This is a genomic window from Pelovirga sp. C15f, from assembly GCF_057178085.1.
Map to the genome: position 1 here is coordinate 281,236 of NZ_JBXUCV010000001.1, position 19,099 is coordinate 300,334.

A 19,099-nucleotide genomic window follows, 5' to 3' on the forward strand; every position below is an offset into this window, starting at 1 on the left:
GTGCTAAGGGATGGAGATTGTTGAATCCATAGAGTTGATGCAGCAGCGGATGATGAGTGCACGTGCTGCTGGTGAAACCATCGCATTTGTCCCCACGATGGGGTTTCTCCACGCCGGACATCTGTCCCTGCTCGAAGAGGGGAGGCACCGGGGTGATTTGCTGGTCCTCTCGATTTTTGTCAATCCGACCCAATTTGGTCAGGGGGAGGATTTTGAAGACTATCCGCGCGATCTGCAGCAGGACTGTACCCTGGCCGGAAACGCCGGGGTCGATATCGTTTTTGCGCCGTCAGCTTCAGCCATGTACCCGCGGGGGTATGCCACCGATGTCAATGTCAGTGGCGTCAGCGCCGGGCTCTGTGGTGCCAGCCGCCCGACCCACTTTCGTGGGGTCTGCACCGTTGTCACCAAGCTGTTCAATATTGTTCAACCCCATGTTGCTGTTTTTGGTACGAAAGACTTTCAGCAACTGGCGGTGGTACAGCAGATGACCCGGGATCTGAATCTGCCGGTCGAGATTATCGGTATGCCGATCTACCGTGAATCAGACGGCCTTGCCCTAAGCTCTCGCAACGTCTATCTCGATTCCGAGCAGCGTCAGCAAGCCCTGGCCTTGTCGCAGGGGATAGCCCTGGCACAGAAACTGGTCAAACAGGGGCAGACCGATGCCGCGACAGTTATTGCTGCCGTTTCTCGTCACCTGGGTAAGCAGTCACGCATTCGTAGCGACTACGTTGCCATCTGTCATCAATCAACCCTTGAACCGCAGCAGCAGATCGATGGCGATTCGGTGCTGCTTATCGCCGCATTTGTCGGTCAGACGCGTCTGATTGACAACGGCTATCTGATGGATCTGCCATGACTGAAACCGCACGGGCCAATCTTGAAAACCTCTACCGGATCTTTACCGTACCGGAAGCCCCCGATTCAACCCTGGGTGCCATTGATCAGGCCATTACCAAGAACGTCGCTGATTTTTTGCAGGAACACGTGGTCACTCTGGAGCGCAGCCTGGAGGACATCGAAAAGGATTTTTCTCACAGCCGTATTCCTGATGAACCAACCTTTGTGTCCGAGTACACTACCTTCGTCAAGGAAAAACTGGTTGCCCAGTCGGTTCACACGGCAGCCCCAGGTTTTATCGGTCACATGACCTCGGCGCTGCCTTATTTTATGTTACCCTTGTCGCGCATCATGATGGCCCTCAATCAGAATCTGGTTAAAGTTGAAACCTCCAAAGCCTTCACCCCGATGGAGCGGCAGGTGTTGGCCATGCTGCATCGGCTGATTTATGCTGGTGATGACAGCTTTTATCAGCAGTGGATTCACGACAGCCGCCACGCCCTTGGTGCCTTTTGCTCCGGTGGAACCATTGCCAACATCACTGCCCTGTGGGCGGCCCGTAACCGCCTTTGTGGGCCTCGGGACGATTTCGCGGGACTGGCAATCGAAGGCCTGCCGCGAGCCCTTGAATACCTGAATTGTGCCGGCCTGGCGGTCCTGGTGTCACGCCGTGGCCATTATTCCCTTGGCAAGGCCGTTGATCTGTTGGGTATCGGGCGCAAGCAACTGATTCTTGTCGATACGGATTTCAATAACCGGATAGATATGCAGTCTCTGCGTGAGGAATATGACAGGCTGCAGCAGCAGAATATACGTGTTCTGGCATTGGTCGGCATTGCCGGTACCACAGAAACCGGCCATATTGATCCCCTGGCGGCAATGGCTGACTTTGCCGCCGAGGTCGGTTGTCATTTTCACGTAGATGCGGCCTGGGGTGGACCGACCCTCTTCTCCGACACCCATCGCCATTTGTTGCGTGGTGTCGAGCAGGCCGATTCCGTTACCATTGATGCTCACAAACAGCTTTATGTGCCGATGGGGGCAGGGATGGTTCTCTTTAAAGACCCCCATACTCTGACCGCGATTCAGCACCATGCCAACTACATTCTGCGGGAAGGTTCCAAGGATCTGGGCAGTCACACCCTTGAGGGATCGCGTCCGGGTAAAGCGATGCTGGTTCACGCCGGATTATCGATCATCGGTCGTCGGGGTTATGAGTTGCTGATTGATCTGGGGATAGAAAAGGCCCGGCGTTTTGCCGATATGATCAGCGCTCATCCCGATTTTGAGCTGGTCACGGCACCGGAACTGAATATCCTCACCTACCGCTACCACCCTGCCTGGTTGCAGCAGCAGATGGCGAAGCTTGACCCGCAACACCGACAAAAAGTCAACGATCTACTGGATCAACTGACCCGCGAGGTGCAAAAACGTCAACGTGAAGCCGGCAAAACCTTTGTTTCCAGAACCCGTCTGCGAAGCGCGGTCTATGGAAAGGAACAGATTACCGTCTTTCGTGTCGTCCTGGCCAACCCACTGGCAACAGATGACATCCTTGAAGCGGTGCTGGCGGAACAGCTTGAAATTATTTTTTCCCCTGACCTGCAAGCGCTGCTCTCTTCAATAGCAGAAATCTGTCAGTTGGCAGCACCGAAGATCTGCTGATGCCATCGCAGCAACCACAGATCATTACTGCCAGACTTCTGGTGACGGCTGGTCGCCCTCCGCTCGAAGGTGTGGGACTGCTCTGCCATGCTGATCGGATCGTCGCTGTTGAAGACCTGCCCGCCCTTAAAAAAAGCCATCCTGGCGTCGCGGTAAAAGACTATGGCGATGCAATTATTCTTCCCCTGTTTGTCAACGCCCATACTCACCTGGAACTCACCGATTTTCCCTGCTGGGCAGATGTTAAAGGCGAACAGACAGGAGAATACAAAAGCTTTGTCGACTGGATTCTTAAGCTGATTCAGGTCAAAAAAAAGATCAATCCAGACTCTTATCGTCATGCGGTGATTAACGGCATTGAACAATCCATCAGAGCCGGCACCGGGGTAGTTGGTGACATCCTTGCTCATCACAGCGCCCGTAGCGCCTATCAAGGTGCACCACTGGCCGGAGTCGTTTTTCTTGAAACCCTGGGCCAGGATCCGGCGATGATCCGTCGCCTGAAAAAGTCCCTGTACCAGATCCTCGCCGAGCCGTTTGCAGCAGAGGCCTTGCTTGGCATTTCACCCCATTCTCCCTACACAATCAGCAATCTTTATTTGCGCCACATCTATGATCTCTGTAAACGTCGGGAACTACGCTGCTGCACCCATGTTGCCGAATCAGAAGACGAGTTGAAGTTTACCCGCGACAGCCGGGGGCCACTAGCCGATCGGTTTTATCAGGCCATCAACTGGCAGAGATTTATCCCCCCACCGAGTGGCTTGACTCCCGTAAGATATCTTGAAAAGCTGGGTGGATTGTTTCCCGAGAATCTACTGGTCCATGGGGTCCATCTTGACGATAAGGATATTACCGTACTGGCGCATAACCGGATGTCTCTGGCGCTATGTCCACGCAGTAATGAACGCCTCAAGGTCGGCAAGGCACCTGCCGGTCGCTTGCTGAAGGCCGGCGTCAACCTTGCTCTTGGTACCGACAGCCTGGCCAGCAATGACAGCCTGTCAATCTGGGATGAAATGCACTTTGCCGCTCACTGGTTTGCAGGAGAGCTCGACGCACCGACAGTTTTTGCGATGGCAACCCAACAGGGAGCCGATGCCCTTGGGGTCGGTGATGATTATGGCAGTTTGAGCGCGGGTAAAAGGAGCAGCTTCCAGGTTGTCAGTGCTCCTGGCTGTGCAGCCACCCAAGCGTATGAATATTTCACCTCCGGGATTGCCACGGATGATATAATGCAAATCTACCGTGATGGACTTCCACAGCTTTCCGGGGTTAAATAGCCATGATTGAGGAGTTCGGAACCGTTATCGCGCTGCGCGAGGGCGGGCGTATCGCTCTGGTTCAATGTTACAAACAGACAGCCTGTGACGCCTGCCAGGCAGTCAGTGTGTGTCAGCCGGGACAAGGAAGACTGCGAGAGGTCGAAGCGCGTAACGATGCGCATGCAATGGAACATGACCGGGTCAGGTTGGCTACCAGCAGCAGAAAATTTTTGCGTTCATCTTTTATCCTCTATATCCTCCCGGTACTGGGGTTGCTTGGCGGTGCCGGGTTCGGACAGCAACTTGGCCGTTCCGGGTTTATAAACATTGATCCGGAATTGCTTATGGCTTTATCTGCCGTTACCACCATGCTGGTTGTGTTCGGTTTGATTTGTTACCTGACCCGGCGTCTTAACCGGGATGCGTTTATGCCGGTCATCGTCGCGGTAGAGATAAAAAAACAGCAGTAAAAGGACATATCCAGCAATGGGAATCAAAATTATCGCCACCAATAAAAAGGCCTATCACGATTATTTTATCAGTGATGTGTTTGAGGCTGGTCTGGTGTTGACCGGAACGGAAGTCAAGTCGATCCGTGCCGGCAAAGTCAATTTGAAAGAAGCCTTTTGCCGTATCAAGGACGGTGAAGTCTTTATCAATAACATGAATGTAGCCGAATACACCCACGGCAACCGCGAAAATCACGATCCAACGCGGATGCGCAAGTTATTGTTACATCATGGTGAAATCGATAAGCTGATCAGAATGACCGAGCAGAAAGGCTTGGCTCTGATACCGACCAAGATTTATTTTAAAAATAACTACGTCAAACTGGAGCTTGGCCTCGGGCGCGGAAAAAAACTCCATGATAAGCGCGAAACCTTAAAGCGCAAGGAAGCCGACCGTGAAATGGCCAAAGCGGTAAAACAACATACGCGATAGCCAGGAATGGTTAGACCGGTTCTTAATTCCAAATCGAAATCGAAATCGCTATCGGGATCGTTTTTGCTGTTGTAGATTGCCTGATCCTTTCTGGTTAGAGAATTCCCTGTTTTGTTCTCGATCTCGATTTCGATTTCAACAATCAAGGATCTTCTTTTAGTGTATAAAAATACGGGATTGATTTGCTTTTTTTGTTTATTTTTGAGATAATTACACCATTGCTGTTAAACAACTTTATTAATGGGGGTGTCAAGGTTTCGACGGGGGAAGGAAACGAAGTGCCGCATGCCGGAGTGGGCGGGCTCCGTAAAAAAGCCCAACTTAACTAAACGCAGACTCTGACGTTAGTTACGCATTAGCAGCTTAATTGCTGCTACGTCCTGGTACCCATCGCCTGTGTGGCTTTCGGGACGTTAATTGAAGCGGGCTGGTTTTGAAGAAAGACTGTGGCTTCGAAACGAGACTAAAAGCAGACTCGCCTGATCCGTATCCTGTCTGTAGGAGCCTGATCAAGGTTAAATTTAATTAACAGACTAAGCATGTAGACGCCTTACGCGGATAGCTTTCGGACGCGGGTTCGATTCCCGCCACCTCCACCAACCATAAAAAAGCTCAGCCCTTACCGGCTGGGCTTTTTTTGTATAAAAACCACTAAAAACAGCTATTTACCTTATTTTTGCTGGTTCGTTTGTGTTCGTTTGTGTTCCTCGGTGTTGCTTGACGTTTGTCAAAAAAGCGGGTAGAGTGCGGGTAAAGTTGGTTTTCTACCCACATAACATAAAAAGTCTACCCGCATTTTGGCTTAAAAACCTGCAACAAAGAGGGGTAAGAATGAAACTCACCGACAGCCAGATCCGATCAGCCAAACCAAAAGAAAGAATGTATCGAATAACCGATGGCCGCGGTCTGATGTTGCAGATCGACCCGAACGGGGTGAAGTCGTGGCGGTTTCGCTATCGCTTTCGTAAAAAAGAAAACATGATCAGCCTGGGCCGGTATCCGGAACGATCCCTCAAGGATGCCCGCGAGGATCATTTTGAGCTGCGTCGCCTCCTGGCTGCGGGCACTGACCCTGCAGAGCTCCGGCGAGCTGAAAAAGAAGAGAGAGAAAGAGTCGCCAGCGGTGTTGATCTGTTTGAGACAATCGCCCGTGAGTGGTACGAGATGAAGCACGCCAAGGAAGTTAGCGAAGGGCACGCCAAGACCAGCCTGCGCCGCTTGGAGCTGAACGTTTTCCCATGGCTGGGGCAGGTGTCCATCAATGACATAACACCGCCACAAGTGCTGGCCGTTCTTCGGCGCATTGAGACCCGCGGGGCCCTTGAGACTGCCCACCGCGTCAAGTCGATCTGCGGGCAGGTTTTTCGCTATGCAGTCGCTACCGGCAGGGCTGAACGTGATCCCTCCACCGATCTGCGCGGAGTGTTGCCGAACGCCGGTAAAAACCACCTGGCGGCCCTGACCGAACCGAAAGAGGTTGCAAAGCTCCTGCGGGCCATCGATGACTATGAGGGTTCTGAAGTGGTCCGCTGTGCCCTGCGGTTTGCCTACCTGACATTTGTTCGCCCTGGTGAGCTGCGCCATGCTGAATGGCGGGAAATTGATTTTAAATCGGCACAGTGGAACATTCCCGGCCATAAGATGAAAACCAAAGCGCCGCATGTGGTGCCCTTGTCGCGCCAGGCTCTTGATGTGTTGCGTGAGGTCTCACCCATAACCGGCGATGATCGCTATATTTTCCCTAGTGTTCGATCAGGTCAACGCGCCATGAGCGATAACACCGTCAATGCGGCCATCCGGCGGCTAGGATACACCAGGGAAGAAATGACCGGCCACGGATTCAGGGCGATGGCTAGAACGTTATTGGATGAGGTCCTGCAGGTGCCGCCAGCAATTATAGAGCAGCAGCTGGCGCACAGTGTTCGCGATCCGCTAGGCCGAGCTTATAACAGAACCTCCCACCTCAAGCAGCGACAAGAAATGATGCAACTATGGGCTGACTACCTGGATGGACTCAAGAAGGGCGCAAAGGTGTTGCCGCTACGGGGTCGAGTCAACAACGAATAAGGGGGAACTATGGGGTGCGATTGCACGCAAGTGTTGAACGAAATCCGCGAGGTAAAGGCGCTGCTTGTCGCCCTGATTGGCGAATCTGAGACAGCAGCTCCACCGCAGCGCGACGCTATTCGCAGGGCTGCTGCCCTAGCTGATTTTGCGGCAAAGGAGGAGCGACGCAAAACCAAAAATAAATAAAGCGGCTTGGCCTTGTGTATGAGGCACAAGGCCAAGCCTGACCGCAACAACCTACTGAGGAGGCTATCATGGCTAGTATGACTGTATCACCAAGCATCGCTGAACACTATTGCCTAAACCTTGAAGAAAAAGAGATCATCCAGAAGTTCAGGGGGTTGAGCCCTGAATCAAAAAGAATAATGTTAAAACGGCTCGAGACTTTTTCGGGGTGGGATAAGTTGAGCATTGACCAGCAGGAGGCTCTGATAAAGAAGGTGCCGCCCTGCTTGTAAAAATTGAAGCGGCCCGGCTTGGTGTTTGCCCACCAGGCCGAGCCTTACCACAACCGCCTACTTAGGAGGCAACCATGGCTAAAGCGATGTTATCACCACAACCTGTCAAACGCTACCCAAGGCTACCTTTGCTGAAAATATCTAAACAGGGTTACGTCAAAGAGAGCCCGGAAACTTACCGGAGCAGTGACTTGGTTTATGCCTATGTAAAACAGATGATGAAGCTTGACCGCGAGGAGTTTTGGTGCCTTCACCTTGACACCAAAAGAAAGCTTATCGGTTATGAAGTTGTTTCTGTCGGCAGTCTAAATGCCAGTATTGTGCATCCGCGTGAGGTGTTTAAAGGGCTACTCCTTAACAATGCTGATGCCGTTATTTTCGCCCACAACCACCCTTCTGGCGATCCGACCCCGAGCCATGAGGACAAAGAAATAACCACCCGGCTGAAGGCTGCCGGGGAGCTGCTCGGGGTCAGGGTCCTGGATCATCTTATTGTCGGCGATGATTGTTACTGCTCTTTTGCCGACAGGGGCGAACTATAGCGATAAAATCCACTTTGCCCAGGCTAGGTTTGGCCGCCGAACGCCGGAACCCTTCACCGGCCCGCCTGGGTGATTTTTTGAGGGGCTACCATAGAAGGGTGGTGACTGATGGATGTTTTTGACAAAGAATTATCCGACCTATGCGACAAAGCTCAGAGCAAGCCCTATTCAGGAAACACTCAACACAAAATAAAACTTATTGCTGCCGCTAAAGTTCTAGCCTCATATAAGGACAGGTATGAGCAGGGCGGCGGGGAAGATTATAACAAGCTACTATTAATTGACACTGTGATTTCTTCTTTTACTCTGGGTTTTCATGTCCCAATGTGGGCCCACAAGGAGCTTTCACAAGTATATGAAATATATAGCAGAGAGGAGGGGGAGCGAACGCTTGATTGTATTATGGGGTTAAATAAAACACAGGGAAGAAGCGGCCCCTTTGCTTTTTTTGACAGCCTGACAACTCAAATGAGCATCGTTTGTATGGTGGTTTTTCTCAATAAGATTGTAGGGTTTCCTCTTCTGTTCTGTTATATGCTTTTATCAAGGTCCGGGATTCCATACGGTACTGGGCCTGATCCTAAAATCAAATACCTATCCCCAAGCTACATTCAAGATATCTATGAGGAAACCGACTCGAACAAAAAAACAGTAGAAGCGGCATTCCCTAGAAAAGAAACCAGCCCATTTTTCCCGGTTGAACTATTTGAAAGCGATTTTAAAGAGGCGTTTCTTTTTTTGTGTGAGTCTAATGATGATGTTTTGCCCGAAGTGAAAAGGCCTTCACCAAAAGAGAAGGAGCGCTATAAGAAAAAATATGAAAACTTTTTAAAAAAATATAACGATAGATTTATCTAAAACAAAAAAATGGGGGGGTAAAACGATCTTTTTGTTCCCCTTAGATAAATAAAAAGACCTGTCATAAAGTCTACCCATATCAAGACAGGCCCTCACGGAGCAGGGCTTAATCGATATGGGAGGACTGAATGCCAACTAAAGATGACCCTACAAAGATCGACCCCATCATCAATTCAAGGCAGATAGGCGAAATTGTCGGCCTGCACCCTAAAACGATTCGCCGCCTAGAAGATCGCGGAGAATTTCCAAAAGCAATCACTTTATCAGAGCGCAACCGTGGCTATTTTACCTCCGAGGTTAAGCGTTGGCTTGCCGACCGGCGGAATAGTTAGCAATGGCCCGCTACGCAAAAAAAACAGCTGCCCCTGCGGATGGCGCTGATTTTATTCGCCAGCAAGACGTCCCTGCTGAATTTTTTGGTAACTGTGGCCGGACAACGTTCTGGAGAATCAAAAGACAGCCAGGCTTTCCACGTCCGCGTAAAATTACCGACGCTCTTATTTTGTACCGCCGCAGCGAACTGGCCGCCTGGATCGACAGCTGCGCCACCTAAGCAACACGCACCGCCCGCCCTTTGAATGGTTCAAGGGGTTGAGGCGGTTTTTTTATCTAACGAAAAGGACAAGAAAATGATCATCAACGATGAGTACCGCGATCGAATCGCCGCCATCAACAATGTCAAAAATCAAATCAACCAGGTGGAGCTAAATATAAAAAAGCTTGGCCCTGACGTTTTAGCGACTCTCGAAGAAAAAGAGGCCGAGGAGCGGGCAAAGATAGAGAATGGCCGCGGTAATTTCGAAACCCTGAGCCAGCTGATCGAGCGCATTGCATCTGCCCGTGTGGATGCACAGGAGCGGGCTGGCTTATGGCAAAAATGGGAATCTCTGAAGCAAACGCTTAAAAATTTGGAGGCTGACCTGGAGGACTCTCGAAAAGATCCGGGAGCGCCTAGAGGGAGAGCTTCAATCGAATCACTGCAGCAAAAGATCAAGAATCTGCCATCTGGGAGCTGATTAAGGAGAGGGTAGTGGGCAAGTATAAGCGAAATAAAGGATTGATTGGAGCCTCTTATCTTCGGGCCGATGAAAGCACGAAAAGAAAAGGCCGCCGACATGCCTGGTTCGGTAAGCTCAAACCCTCTGAAGTTCCGATTAATGTCACTATCAAAGACCCTATAACGAATGGAGAACAAAATGAAAAAAATCAGCATATCAAAAGAACAACTGAACGAATTTGTTGCCCTCGAAGATCAGCACCGGGCAGCCCTGGATGACCGTGGAAAATATGAGAACCTGGTTGCCCAAAAGACCAAACTGATGAACGACACCAGCCATGCGGAAAGCCTAGAACAAAAAATTAAAGAAGCTTTGATTGCCATCGATGATGGTGATGACAGTGCACGCGGTAGGCTGGCGAATCTCAAGGCTGAACGTGATGACCTGAATGACCTTCCCGCCCTGGTCGATGGTTATAACCAAAAAATGGCGGCAGCAAATTCAAGGGTTGTTTCTGCTGAGCACAAGAAAAACCAGCTTGCTGTCAGTGTCCTTTTGGCCGAAGCCAACAAGCTTGGCAGCGAGTATCTTGCGGCTGCCCAAGTAGTAGCTGAAAAATTCCGGAGTCTTATTGCAATTTCGTCGATCTTGTCGCGGGGGCAATACGGGCGAGGGTTTTGCCCTGATGGATTTCACGCGAAATTGAATATTCCTGTTTTTGACTTGCCTGCACATGCTGGGCAACAGATGTCAACGGGGGGCTTTGATTGGGTTGTATCAAGAGATATCCAAGATAACTCAGGAAATATGATCTCTGTTGATGTTGAAAAAACTGAATCAGCGCTCCGGGACGCTGGAATATCTATCTAGCCTTATGGTTTCAAGCTCAAGCTGCCACGTCGTTGTGGTAGCAGGGCCTTAGTCATTTTCCCGGCGGCGTCGCTCGCCGCAACGCGATGACTGTCCATAACTTCTTCTTGTGTCAAAAGCTGCCGGGCGTTCCGGTAGCAGGGCTGTGATTCACCTCTGCAGGATCGAGCCTCCCGGCGAAGAGTTTCGCAATACGGCTCAGTTTTAATACATAGGGTTGAAGGTCAACCAACTGAGAGGAAAGAAATGAAAAACTTATCTGTTCAACAGGTTGTCGAGCAGGAGTTCGCGGCAGCGGCTCAGATGTCTATCTGTTCGGTCAGGTTTGAGCTTGAACCAATACTGGCAGCATTACCACCAGGGCAGGGGCTAGCAACAGATCTGACCGAAGAGCAGGCCGCTGATCTGCGTCGCGTTGTGCGGCAGCGAATCTATCAGCACGCAGAGACAAAACCCCGCACCCCTTCCGAGGGATCAAAGAAACCATTCAAAGGTAATCAATGAGCGGGCACGCGCTGAGCTTGAGAGCTGCAGGATGTCAAGCACTCGGCAAATATTTTCTAGCGGGTCCTTCTGGGGTCTTTGCTATTGCGGGATATTCGCACCTCAATAACTGACCACACGCAAACAAAATAGGTCTTTCCCTTTTTCCATCTGTATCGGTGAGTTTGACATGAGCTTAGCAAAAACAACAGATGATCAGCCCTCGCCACTGGTGGAATTTGTAATTCTTTCAGCACTGGCCGAGATGATCGACAGTGAAATGTGCGCCTGGCGCATGATGCCGCTGGTTTGTCCTGATCCGCTATGGTCGATTTGCCCGAAGTGTCATGTTGCTCTTGCAGATCGTCAAAAGGACCGAATCTTATCCGGTAAAAAGGGGCGCTGTAATAAATGCAGGGCTGTTTTTACCCGCTGGTTCGGGTCGGATTTACATGGCGTCAAAATGACCCCGGCACAGATCGTCATGATTGGAGCTTGCAAGCGTTTTAATATTTCAATCAGGCAGGCCGCTAAAATTGTCAGGTGCAGCACGTCGGGCGCAAATACCTGGTACGTCAAAGGCGAAGATCTGGGAATTTTTAGCCTTTTTTTCGGTGACCAACAATGACCCTGCGAAAACTTCAAAGGGGCCAGCGCTAGTGGCAATTCTATCAACAGTCGAGAGCCTGGGCTTAATGCCTCGCCGCGTCAGTGGTGGCGAATACTGTTGCGCCTGCCCTTTTTGTGGCGATGGCGGCAAAGGGGCAGAGTCTGATCGGTTTCGGATCTGGCCGGACAAGGGCAACTGGTGGTGTCGGCAGTGCGATCAGCGAGGAGATGAAATACAGATCCTGCGCGACGCCGGGGGCATGTCTTACCGTGACGCTTGCGCCGCTGCAGGTGTTGAACCAAAAGAGCAGACCGGCCTGGAAACAGCGCGACTGCCCCGCCAGGCATTGAACGACTCATGGCAGCCCAGCCCAGCAACAGCACCAGCGGCCCTTTGGACTGACCACGCGGAGAAGTTGACAGGGTGGGCGCATGAACAGTTGCTAAGTGAGCCAGGCGGGGCAATGCGGCAATACCTCGCCGCCCGCGGGCTTGATGGTGAAGCTGTTGAACGGTTTTGTCTTGGTTTTACACCTGAGGACTTTTGGCGCACCCGGTCTGCCTGGGGGCTTGAGGATGTATTTAAAGAGGATGGAAAAAAGAAAAAACTCTGGATCCCTGGGGGCCTGCTGATCCCTTGTTTTGGGACAGATGGACACCTGCAGCGGGTCCGGATCCGGCGGTCGGTGGGTGACCCTCGTTATTATGTCTTGCCGGGATCGAGCGCGGCACCAATGACGATCAGGGGGGATGCCCGCGCTTGGGTGGTTGTTGAGTCAGAGCTTGATGCCATGCTGATTGCTCAAAAAACACAAGGATCAGTGTCCGTTGTTGCCCTTGGCAATAGCAGCGCAAAACCTGACGAAAAAACAACCACAATGCTGCGCTCCAGTGCCTGTTTGCTGGTGTCTCTGGACAGCGACGAAGCAGGTGCCAAGGCCGCTCGCTGGTGGCTTGATCAATTCCCACAAGCGAAACGCTGGCCGGTTGTAGGCGGCAAGGATCCGGCGGACGCATGGCAGGCAGGGCTTGATTTGTTGGAGTGGATCAAGGCCGGACTGCCGGAAGGGTTGCGAATGCAGCTCGACCGACCCGCGCCAGAAGAGCCAAAGAAGCTCAAAGAGATTGAATCGGAGAGAGCGAAGCGGAGAATTTCACCGGGAACAAATCAATATAGCTCGGTGGAAAATTTACCACCGACCACCGAAGGCAAAGCCCGCGACCTAGCCGCCGAAAAAGTCGGCATGAGCGGCCGCACAGCAGAGAAGGCCGCCGAGATCAACCAGGAGCAAGAACCGGCCCCGGTCATTATCGAGGGTATCAGCGAGGGTGGAATCCCTTACGCCATCGTTCCTGATCAGGATCATGTCAAAAAATACCAGGCAGAAAACCCCGGCAGAGCTGTTTTTGATTATTACGAGATGGCCCAGCTCAAGGGCAAAAAAGAAGAAGCGGCAGCGGCCCTGATGATCAAATCGGTCATGGGTGGCGGCGAGGTCTTGTCAGTGAAGGGGCAATAGATGGACGCACAAGAATTGCAACAACAGATTGAAGCGGCGGCAGCGGCTGAGCTGGAAAAATACGGCAGCACCACCGCAGAGCATGACAAGCCTCAAGAGATTGATTCCGATTTTGTCAATCAATGCCTTAACAATAATGAGCGCGGCGATGGTCTGCTGTTTGCGGCCCTTCACCGGGGCAAATATATCTATAACGCCACCGCAGGAGAATGGCTTTTTTGGGCTGGGCACTACTGGCAACGCGATCAGATCGGACGCGCCCTCAACGCTGTTGAAGAAGTGGCGGCTTGTTATGCCAAGGAGCTCAGCGCCATTTTTCGGCAACTGCGGGCTACCCAAAACAGCGACAAAGAAGGGGAGAGCCCAGAAGCAAAACATCTGCAGGGCAAGGTTGACAATTTGAGCCGGCGCATTAAACGCCTGAGAAGCACGCGCGGGCGTAAAGCCTGCCTGGAGTTTGCCGCGACAATCGGCGATCAATCCCTGACCGTTGTCGGTGATCAGCTAGACGCTCGCGAATGGCTGCTTGCCTGCAAAAATGGGGTGATTGATCTGCGAACCGGAGAACACCGACCAGGGCGGCCAGACGATCTGTTGAGCAAAGCAGCAAATGCCGAGTGGAAAGGCTTACATGCTGAGGCGCCACGGTTTGAACAATTTACCAGTGAAATTATGGCCGACGACCAGAGCAAGGCCGATTACCTGCGGCGGCTCTTTGGTTATGGGATCACCGGCAAAACCAGTGAACACGTTTTTGCGCTGCTGTTTGGTGATTGTGGCAGAAACGGAAAAGGGCTGTTGATCGAAACCCTGCAGCGGGTTCTTGGCCCGCTTGCCGGTCCAATTCAATCTGAAATGTTGCTTAACCAGGGGCCGCGAAGCGCTGCGGGCCCCTCTCCGGATATCATGTCACTGCGGGGCTTGCGCCTGGCGTTTGCCAGCGAGACCGATCAAAACCGCCGGTTTTCTGCGGCGCGGGTAAAATGGCTTAGCGGCGGCGACACACTGACCGGCAGGAACCCGCACGACCGAGACAATACCAGTTTTCTACCTTCTCATCTGCTCGTCATGCTGACCAATTTTAAGCCAAGGGCTAACGCCGATGATCAGGCGTTCTGGTCACGGCTGCACCTGGTTAACTTTCCGATCACATTTGTTGAAACACCGCTGGCAAAAAACGAGCGAAAGATTGACCGCAAGCTCGATGAAACCTTGCTCGAAGAGGCTCCGGGTATTCTTGCATGGTTAGTGCGTGGGGCCCTGGAGTGGCAGCGGGACGGACTGAAACCACCACCGGCCATTCTTGACGCAACCGCAGAGTATCGCCGAACAGAGGACGATCTGGCTGAGTTCCTTGAAGCCTGTTGCGTCATTGGTGAAGGAAAAGAGGCTCCGGCAACAGCGATCTATAAGGTTTTTAATAACTGGTATACCGAAAATATCAGCGACAAAGTACCGACACAAAAACGGTTCGGCGAGGCCATGACCCGGCGCTTTGAAAAAGACCAAAAAGGCCATGGCAAGACATATCGTTACATTGGTGTCGGCTTACTTGGGGGGTTAGATTGATTAAAAAAGAGGCAAATACACCTAAAAATAAGGACTTCTTAATTTCAATGGTCCGCAATTCGGGACGATTGTCCGCTCTCCAACCAGTTGAAATTACATGGACAATTCAGCCGGTCGGGACCATTGGGGGGTGTTTTGCATATATTCTCTATATTTTTTCACCCCTTTTTACTTTTCTTTTTTTTCCCATATTCTCCTTTTTAAAGGTCCAAAGGTCCAGAAAAGATAAAAACAATAATATATATAGTAGGTTAGTGCGCGGACGATTACACAACCAAAGGTCCGCATATCGTCCCGAAGGTCCGCAGCCAACAAGCCCGCCATTTCCTGAACGATTGGACATTTTCTCTTGTCCGGTTCAGGGGGAGGCGGGCTTTTATTTCAAGGAGAATTTATGAGCAAATCAAGAACAATTCAGCTGATCATTGCAGGCAAAGACAAGGTAAGCGGAGTGCTGACAAAGATCAGCGGAAGCATTAAGCGTTTTGGCGCGATGGCCCTCAAGGGGTTTGCTGGGGCTGGGGCTGGTATCACTGCCCTGGGCGCTGGACTTGCCGCCCTGGGCTCGAAGATGGCCGGTCTGATCGATGAACAGGCCAAAGTATCAAAATCGGTCGGCTGGATGAACAAGGAGTTTGCCGCCGCCAGCGATGCCATGCGGGATGCCGGTGTTGATATTGCGCAGCAAGAAGTTGTCCTGCGCACCATGAACAGAACAATAGACGACGCCGCTGATGGCAATAAGCGCGCCGCAGACGCCATCAAGAGACTGGGACTCAATGCAGAAGAGCTTAAACGCATGGGGCCGGAAAAGGCTTTTGATGCCATTGTTGGCGCTCTTGACAAGCTCCCTATCGGATTTGACAGATCAAACCGCGCTATGGAGATTTTTGGTAACCGTGGTGCAAAAATGGCTAACCTTACGGCTGCCGGGTTGCGCCAGGCGCAAAGCGATGCTGAAAAGCTCGGGCTAAAACTTACCAGCGCCCAGGCCGCTGGGGTTGAAGCTGCAAATGATGCCTGGGCAAAGATAAAAAGTGTTTTTCGGGATTTTCTTCAAAATGTTACCGCTCGTCTGGCTCCTGGAATTAAGGCTGCGTTTGACAAGGCTTTTGATTTTATCAAGAGCCAGGATCTAAATGTCTGGGCAGCAAAAACCGCGAAAGGCATTGCCGTTGTTTTTCAGGCCGCCGCTGTTGTCCTGGGTGGTGTTGCTGAGACGGTGATTGCTATCAGCAGGGGGTTGTCCGGCGCGGTATCTATCGTTAACAGCCTGACAAAAGATTCCCTGTCAAAGCTGCTGGCCCGGCACGTCAAAGACCTTGACGCGATCAACGCAAAAATAAAAAGGTTGCAGGAGCTTGGCGGTAGTGGCGGCGCTGAGATGGCGGGCCTCATGTCGCAACGTGATACAAAGCAGAACACCATACGAGAGACCTATAACGCAGTTAACCAGGCTGAGCGCATTGAAAAGATCACCGCCAACATCTCAGAAAACCTGGCCAAGGCGCAAGGTTTCACCGTCTCAACCCAGGCGATGAACGCGATGAGGGTTATCGATGAGGCCGCCGAGGGGTTCAGCAAAAAAACAGAAGAAGCAGGGGCGACAGCAGAAAAAACCGGCGGTACGATGCGGATCGCGTTTTCCGGCACCGCTGAAGCGGCAGACATCGCTGGGGATAAGATGCAGCGGATCAACGCCATCCTTGAGGAGATGAGGTCAAAAGCTAACAGGGCCGCTGCGGCCGTTCGCGATATTCCCGCAATGCCTGATCAGTTTTCGGCTGGTGGCGAGGACTACATCAAAAAGGCTGAGCGCACTGAATAACAACACAACCAAGGGAGAGACACCGTGAAAATGGAAGAGCTGATCACCGTGAATGAAAACCAGATGAAAGCCAACAAGGAACTGAAAAGTAAGATAGAATCTCTAGAGGCCCTGAACCATATTGCCCTCAGTCTGGCTTTTTTTACGACAACCATCCACACCGACAAAGATCCGGACTATAAGAGCGCCCTGCTGGAATATATCGATACAGTAGACAGCCCGCCAGGCACCAACAAGCACCTGGTAGGCGAGGCCATCAAAAAAACCCGCGCGTTTATTGCAGCCAGGGGCAACGATCCCGATCGAAACCTCAAGCCTGATCTGAGGCTGATCACGACGCCGCCGGGAGATCCTGGCGCTTTACACTGACCACCGCAGAGCGGGCGCGAGAAGTCGTTCCCGCTTTTTCTTTTTCTGCTAAAACTGACCCTCTGGCTTGCCCTGTGTCGCGTGATCGGCTGCGGGGGCAGGGTAAGCCCTGCAGCTTGAAAGTTGGGAGCGGCGGTGGTAGTGTTTAAAGCATAACCATTGCCAAGGAGGGGGACATGGCGAACTATACCGCAATTATGATTCATGCCTATGGTCGAGCGACCGGCAAGACCATTCAACAGTCAATTATTGATCTCAACATCGATGGCCTGATCTCTCCAGGGGACATTGAATCGCTTGACACTGAGGGCAGGGGGCTGGTTGAAGTTTTGGCGTCAGATGTTGCCGGGGTGATGGCTTGGCGGGTGCCAGGTAGAGAAGATACCAACCCCGGTTCGTGGCCCGCTGCTATCTGCCCGTTGCATAAAAATTAAGCAGAAAATAGGAATAGAACCCGTACACGAAAAGGGTGTGCGGGTAGATGCGGGTAGACTTTTTTGTGGGTAGAGTAGTAAACCCCTTGAAAATAAAGGGAAAAAATCGCGTAAGATTCCCGCCACCTCCACCATTAAAAGCATCATGATTACAGATAGTTATATGTTTTCGTGATGCGACTTTCGCCAGACCTTTCGCCAAGGAAGCTTTAATGTTTCTTTGGCGAAAATCATTATAGACCAATAAAATCGTTTCCGAAGTAGACAGGAATTCTACCTTATCCTTTTCAAGGCTCGTGGTTGTGCTACGAGACCAGATGATTGAGCCGTGCTAAATTAAGCTTCATATCAAAGACTGCCTTCAAGATGTCCGGCATGCTGTTACCCAGGCGGTGATCATCGTTAACCGCTATCAAGCGTTTTCCAAAAATCAAACTACAATCAAAAGGAACCACAGTATCTGCTTTACCGTGAATCACGATGGTTGGTGGCAGCTTTTCAATATTCAGATTTTTAGCTGCCGGTCGATGGATGGCCGGAGCACAGAGAACCATGCCGGCAACCTTGTCCGGACTTGCCTGGTTCAGCAGCAACGCCATCAATCCTCCCATGCTCGAACCAACTACTATGACAGGCTCTTTTACAGCTTCAAGCGACTGCTGAATGATGCGCAGGCGTTGTGACTCGTCTTTAACACCGGTGCAATCGGGTGCCAGAACATCCCCAAACATCCATGTCAGAGCTTGGTATTTGCTGCCATGGGGACCGGATTCAAGGCCGTGAAGGAACAGAATGTTCATGTCATCACCTCAGCAAATTCAATTTCCATTTGGCTTCAGGATTGAGAGCGTCGCCAAGGCCGTTCCAGCGCTAGCTTAACCATTAATAACAGCGCTGGCGCGAGGTGGAAAAACAGATCAAAGATATCAAGCGGCCGGGACAGCTCACCGTGCAGGAGTAAACGGGTTTTTTCCACCAGGTGCGGCTCAGGGGAAAAGGGGGCCAGACCCAGGAGCAGTGAGGCGGCAATCAGAAGGGAATAACTCAGATGAGACAAAAATCTTTTCATAGCCGCCATGGTAATCCACCAAATATTTATTGGCTTTCGATTTCATTCAGTTTGACACGAGCCTGTTCATTATCCGGGTTCTCTTTGATTTCAAGAATCAGTGCATCAATGGCTTTATCTTTTATCCCTTTGCGGTAATATTCCATGGCCTGATGATAATGAGCGGAGGTCGTTTCTTTTTCCTTATTTCTGGCTGTAATGAATTTATCATGGGCTTCAGTATTGGCGGGATCGATCTTAATAGCCACCTGATAAAAGAAAATGGCATCGTCAATTTCACCCTTGTTAAAGTAGGTGTCGCCGACTTTTATGGCCTCCGTTGAATCTTCAATGTTCCATTCTTTCATTCGCTCCCGTTCACGTTGCTGAAGCTCAAAATCAAAATCCTTCATTTGATTAATCTCATCGCCAACGCCTGTGCGATCATGTTTAAAAATGATCGTGGTATCCTCGCCGGTAACCGGGCCGACAATCAGGAAAATCACCAGAATACTGAAAATCAGCGAGACTGTAATTTTTATTTTCATTTGTAACTCCAATATCTTAAGCCTAGTTTAAAAGTCATCAGGATCTATCAAGGTCAGCATTGTCTTTCACCTCAAAATATTCACATACTTTATCAATCTGAGTCTACATTTTTGAGGAGAAATCAACCTGCAAGGTGGCTGGTCAGTCCCTGGGTGAGATGAATCCATTTTTTCATGGAAAGA

24 protein-coding genes and 1 other RNA gene are annotated in these 19,099 nt (G+C 51.1%); 22 read left to right on the forward strand and 3 right to left on the reverse strand.

Translation table 11 applies throughout. The features are described 5' to 3' along the window. Positions 1 to 10 precede the first annotated feature (10 nt). The 22 genes from panC to AC1931_RS01455 all read left to right on the forward strand — a co-directional run bounded on the left by panC (position 11) and on the right by AC1931_RS01455 (position 17,320). Positions 11 to 862 carry a pantoate--beta-alanine ligase gene (gene panC, locus AC1931_RS01350; RefSeq protein ID WP_483875428.1) on the forward strand — a complete coding sequence of 284 codons (852 nt, stop codon included), beginning with the start codon at positions 11 to 13 and terminating at the stop codon, positions 860 to 862. Continuing rightward, entirely contained in the window at positions 859 to 2,508 is a 1,650-nt protein-coding gene (panP, locus tag AC1931_RS01355) for a pyridoxal-dependent aspartate 1-decarboxylase PanP (protein ID WP_483875429.1), read from the forward strand. The genes panC and panP overlap by 4 nt, the downstream gene beginning before the upstream one ends. Then, positions 2,508 to 3,791 (forward strand): amidohydrolase family protein, encoded by a 1,284-nt coding sequence (locus tag AC1931_RS01360; protein ID WP_483875430.1) that lies wholly within the window; start codon positions 2,508 to 2,510, stop codon positions 3,789 to 3,791. Before panP ends, AC1931_RS01360 begins: the two co-directional genes overlap by 1 nt. Before the next feature lie 2 nt (positions 3,792 to 3,793). Further along, positions 3,794 to 4,243 carry a SoxR reducing system RseC family protein gene (locus tag AC1931_RS01365; protein ID WP_483875431.1) on the forward strand — a complete coding sequence of 150 codons (450 nt, stop codon included), beginning with the start codon at positions 3,794 to 3,796 and terminating at the stop codon, positions 4,241 to 4,243. A 16-nt stretch (positions 4,244 to 4,259) separates the two neighbouring features. Continuing rightward, positions 4,260 to 4,715: an SsrA-binding protein SmpB gene (gene smpB / locus AC1931_RS01370; protein WP_483875432.1), complete on the forward strand. Its 456-nt coding sequence runs from the start codon at positions 4,260 to 4,262 to the stop codon at positions 4,713 to 4,715. A 242-nt stretch (positions 4,716 to 4,957) separates the two neighbouring features. Continuing rightward, positions 4,958 to 5,314, forward strand: a transfer-messenger RNA (tmRNA) gene (gene ssrA / locus AC1931_RS01375). A gap of 232 nt (positions 5,315 to 5,546) precedes the next feature. After that, complete coding sequence (locus tag AC1931_RS01380; RefSeq protein WP_483875433.1) at positions 5,547 to 6,782, forward strand: tyrosine-type recombinase/integrase; 1,236 nt, start codon at positions 5,547 to 5,549, stop codon at positions 6,780 to 6,782. Positions 6,783 to 6,791: 9 nt separating this feature from the next. Beyond that, positions 6,792 to 6,968: a hypothetical protein gene (locus AC1931_RS01385; protein ID WP_483875434.1), complete on the forward strand. Its 177-nt coding sequence runs from the start codon at positions 6,792 to 6,794 to the stop codon at positions 6,966 to 6,968. Positions 6,969 to 7,036: 68 nt separating this feature from the next. Further along, positions 7,037 to 7,240: a hypothetical protein gene (locus AC1931_RS01390; RefSeq protein ID WP_483875435.1), complete on the forward strand. Its 204-nt coding sequence runs from the start codon at positions 7,037 to 7,039 to the stop codon at positions 7,238 to 7,240. 74 nt (positions 7,241 to 7,314) lie between these two features. Further along, the gene (locus AC1931_RS01395) at positions 7,315 to 7,782 is read left to right on the forward strand and encodes a JAB domain-containing protein (protein ID WP_483875436.1); all 468 of its coding nucleotides are present in this window, start codon (positions 7,315 to 7,317) and stop codon (positions 7,780 to 7,782) included. 108 nt (positions 7,783 to 7,890) lie between these two features. Continuing rightward, entirely contained in the window at positions 7,891 to 8,640 is a 750-nt protein-coding gene (locus AC1931_RS01400) for a hypothetical protein (RefSeq protein ID WP_483875437.1), read from the forward strand. A 128-nt stretch (positions 8,641 to 8,768) separates the two neighbouring features. Beyond that, complete coding sequence (locus tag AC1931_RS01405; RefSeq protein ID WP_483875438.1) at positions 8,769 to 8,972, forward strand: helix-turn-helix transcriptional regulator; 204 nt, start codon at positions 8,769 to 8,771, stop codon at positions 8,970 to 8,972. 2 nt (positions 8,973 to 8,974) lie between these two features. Then, on the forward strand, positions 8,975 to 9,193 hold the full coding sequence (locus tag AC1931_RS01410) for a helix-turn-helix transcriptional regulator (protein WP_483875439.1): 219 nt from the start codon (positions 8,975 to 8,977) through the stop codon (positions 9,191 to 9,193). Between the two features lie 76 nt (positions 9,194 to 9,269). Further along, entirely contained in the window at positions 9,270 to 9,656 is a 387-nt protein-coding gene (locus AC1931_RS01415; protein WP_483875440.1) for a hypothetical protein, read from the forward strand. 180 nt (positions 9,657 to 9,836) lie between these two features. Beyond that, positions 9,837 to 10,508: a hypothetical protein gene (locus AC1931_RS01420; RefSeq protein ID WP_483875441.1), complete on the forward strand. Its 672-nt coding sequence runs from the start codon at positions 9,837 to 9,839 to the stop codon at positions 10,506 to 10,508. Positions 10,509 to 10,754: 246 nt separating this feature from the next. Next, entirely contained in the window at positions 10,755 to 11,012 is a 258-nt protein-coding gene (locus AC1931_RS01425) for a hypothetical protein (RefSeq protein ID WP_483875442.1), read from the forward strand. Positions 11,013 to 11,181: 169 nt separating this feature from the next. Continuing rightward, positions 11,182 to 11,619, forward strand: a complete 438-nt coding sequence (locus tag AC1931_RS01430) for a hypothetical protein (protein WP_483875443.1) — start codon at positions 11,182 to 11,184, stop codon at positions 11,617 to 11,619. Positions 11,620 to 11,650: 31 nt separating this feature from the next. Continuing rightward, positions 11,651 to 13,120 carry a toprim domain-containing protein gene (locus AC1931_RS01435; protein ID WP_483875444.1) on the forward strand — a complete coding sequence of 490 codons (1,470 nt, stop codon included), beginning with the start codon at positions 11,651 to 11,653 and terminating at the stop codon, positions 13,118 to 13,120. Next, the gene (locus AC1931_RS01440; RefSeq protein WP_483875445.1) at positions 13,121 to 14,689 is read left to right on the forward strand and encodes a DNA primase family protein; all 1,569 of its coding nucleotides are present in this window, start codon (positions 13,121 to 13,123) and stop codon (positions 14,687 to 14,689) included. Positions 14,690 to 15,083: 394 nt separating this feature from the next. Further along, positions 15,084 to 16,517, forward strand: a complete 1,434-nt coding sequence (locus tag AC1931_RS01445; RefSeq protein WP_483875446.1) for a hypothetical protein — start codon at positions 15,084 to 15,086, stop codon at positions 16,515 to 16,517. 24 nt (positions 16,518 to 16,541) lie between these two features. Then, positions 16,542 to 16,886 (forward strand): hypothetical protein, encoded by a 345-nt coding sequence (locus tag AC1931_RS01450; protein WP_483875447.1) that lies wholly within the window; start codon positions 16,542 to 16,544, stop codon positions 16,884 to 16,886. A gap of 176 nt (positions 16,887 to 17,062) precedes the next feature. After that, positions 17,063 to 17,320 carry a hypothetical protein gene (locus tag AC1931_RS01455; RefSeq protein ID WP_483875448.1) on the forward strand — a complete coding sequence of 86 codons (258 nt, stop codon included), beginning with the start codon at positions 17,063 to 17,065 and terminating at the stop codon, positions 17,318 to 17,320. A gap of 305 nt (positions 17,321 to 17,625) precedes the next feature. Here AC1931_RS01455 and AC1931_RS01460 read toward each other — a convergent pair whose 3' ends face one another. The 3 genes from AC1931_RS01460 to AC1931_RS01470 are packed head-to-tail and all read right to left on the reverse strand — an operon-like array spanning position 17,626 to position 18,928. Beyond that, the gene (locus tag AC1931_RS01460; protein WP_483875449.1) at positions 17,626 to 18,120 is read right to left on the reverse strand and encodes an alpha/beta hydrolase; all 495 of its coding nucleotides are present in this window, start codon (positions 18,118 to 18,120) and stop codon (positions 17,626 to 17,628) included. A 35-nt stretch (positions 18,121 to 18,155) separates the two neighbouring features. Next, on the reverse strand, positions 18,156 to 18,389 hold the full coding sequence (locus tag AC1931_RS01465; protein WP_483875450.1) for a hypothetical protein: 234 nt from the start codon (positions 18,387 to 18,389) through the stop codon (positions 18,156 to 18,158). Between the two features lie 26 nt (positions 18,390 to 18,415). Beyond that, positions 18,416 to 18,928: a tetratricopeptide repeat protein gene (locus tag AC1931_RS01470; protein ID WP_483875451.1), complete on the reverse strand. Its 513-nt coding sequence runs from the start codon at positions 18,926 to 18,928 to the stop codon at positions 18,416 to 18,418. Positions 18,929 to 19,099: the final 171 nt, after the last annotated feature.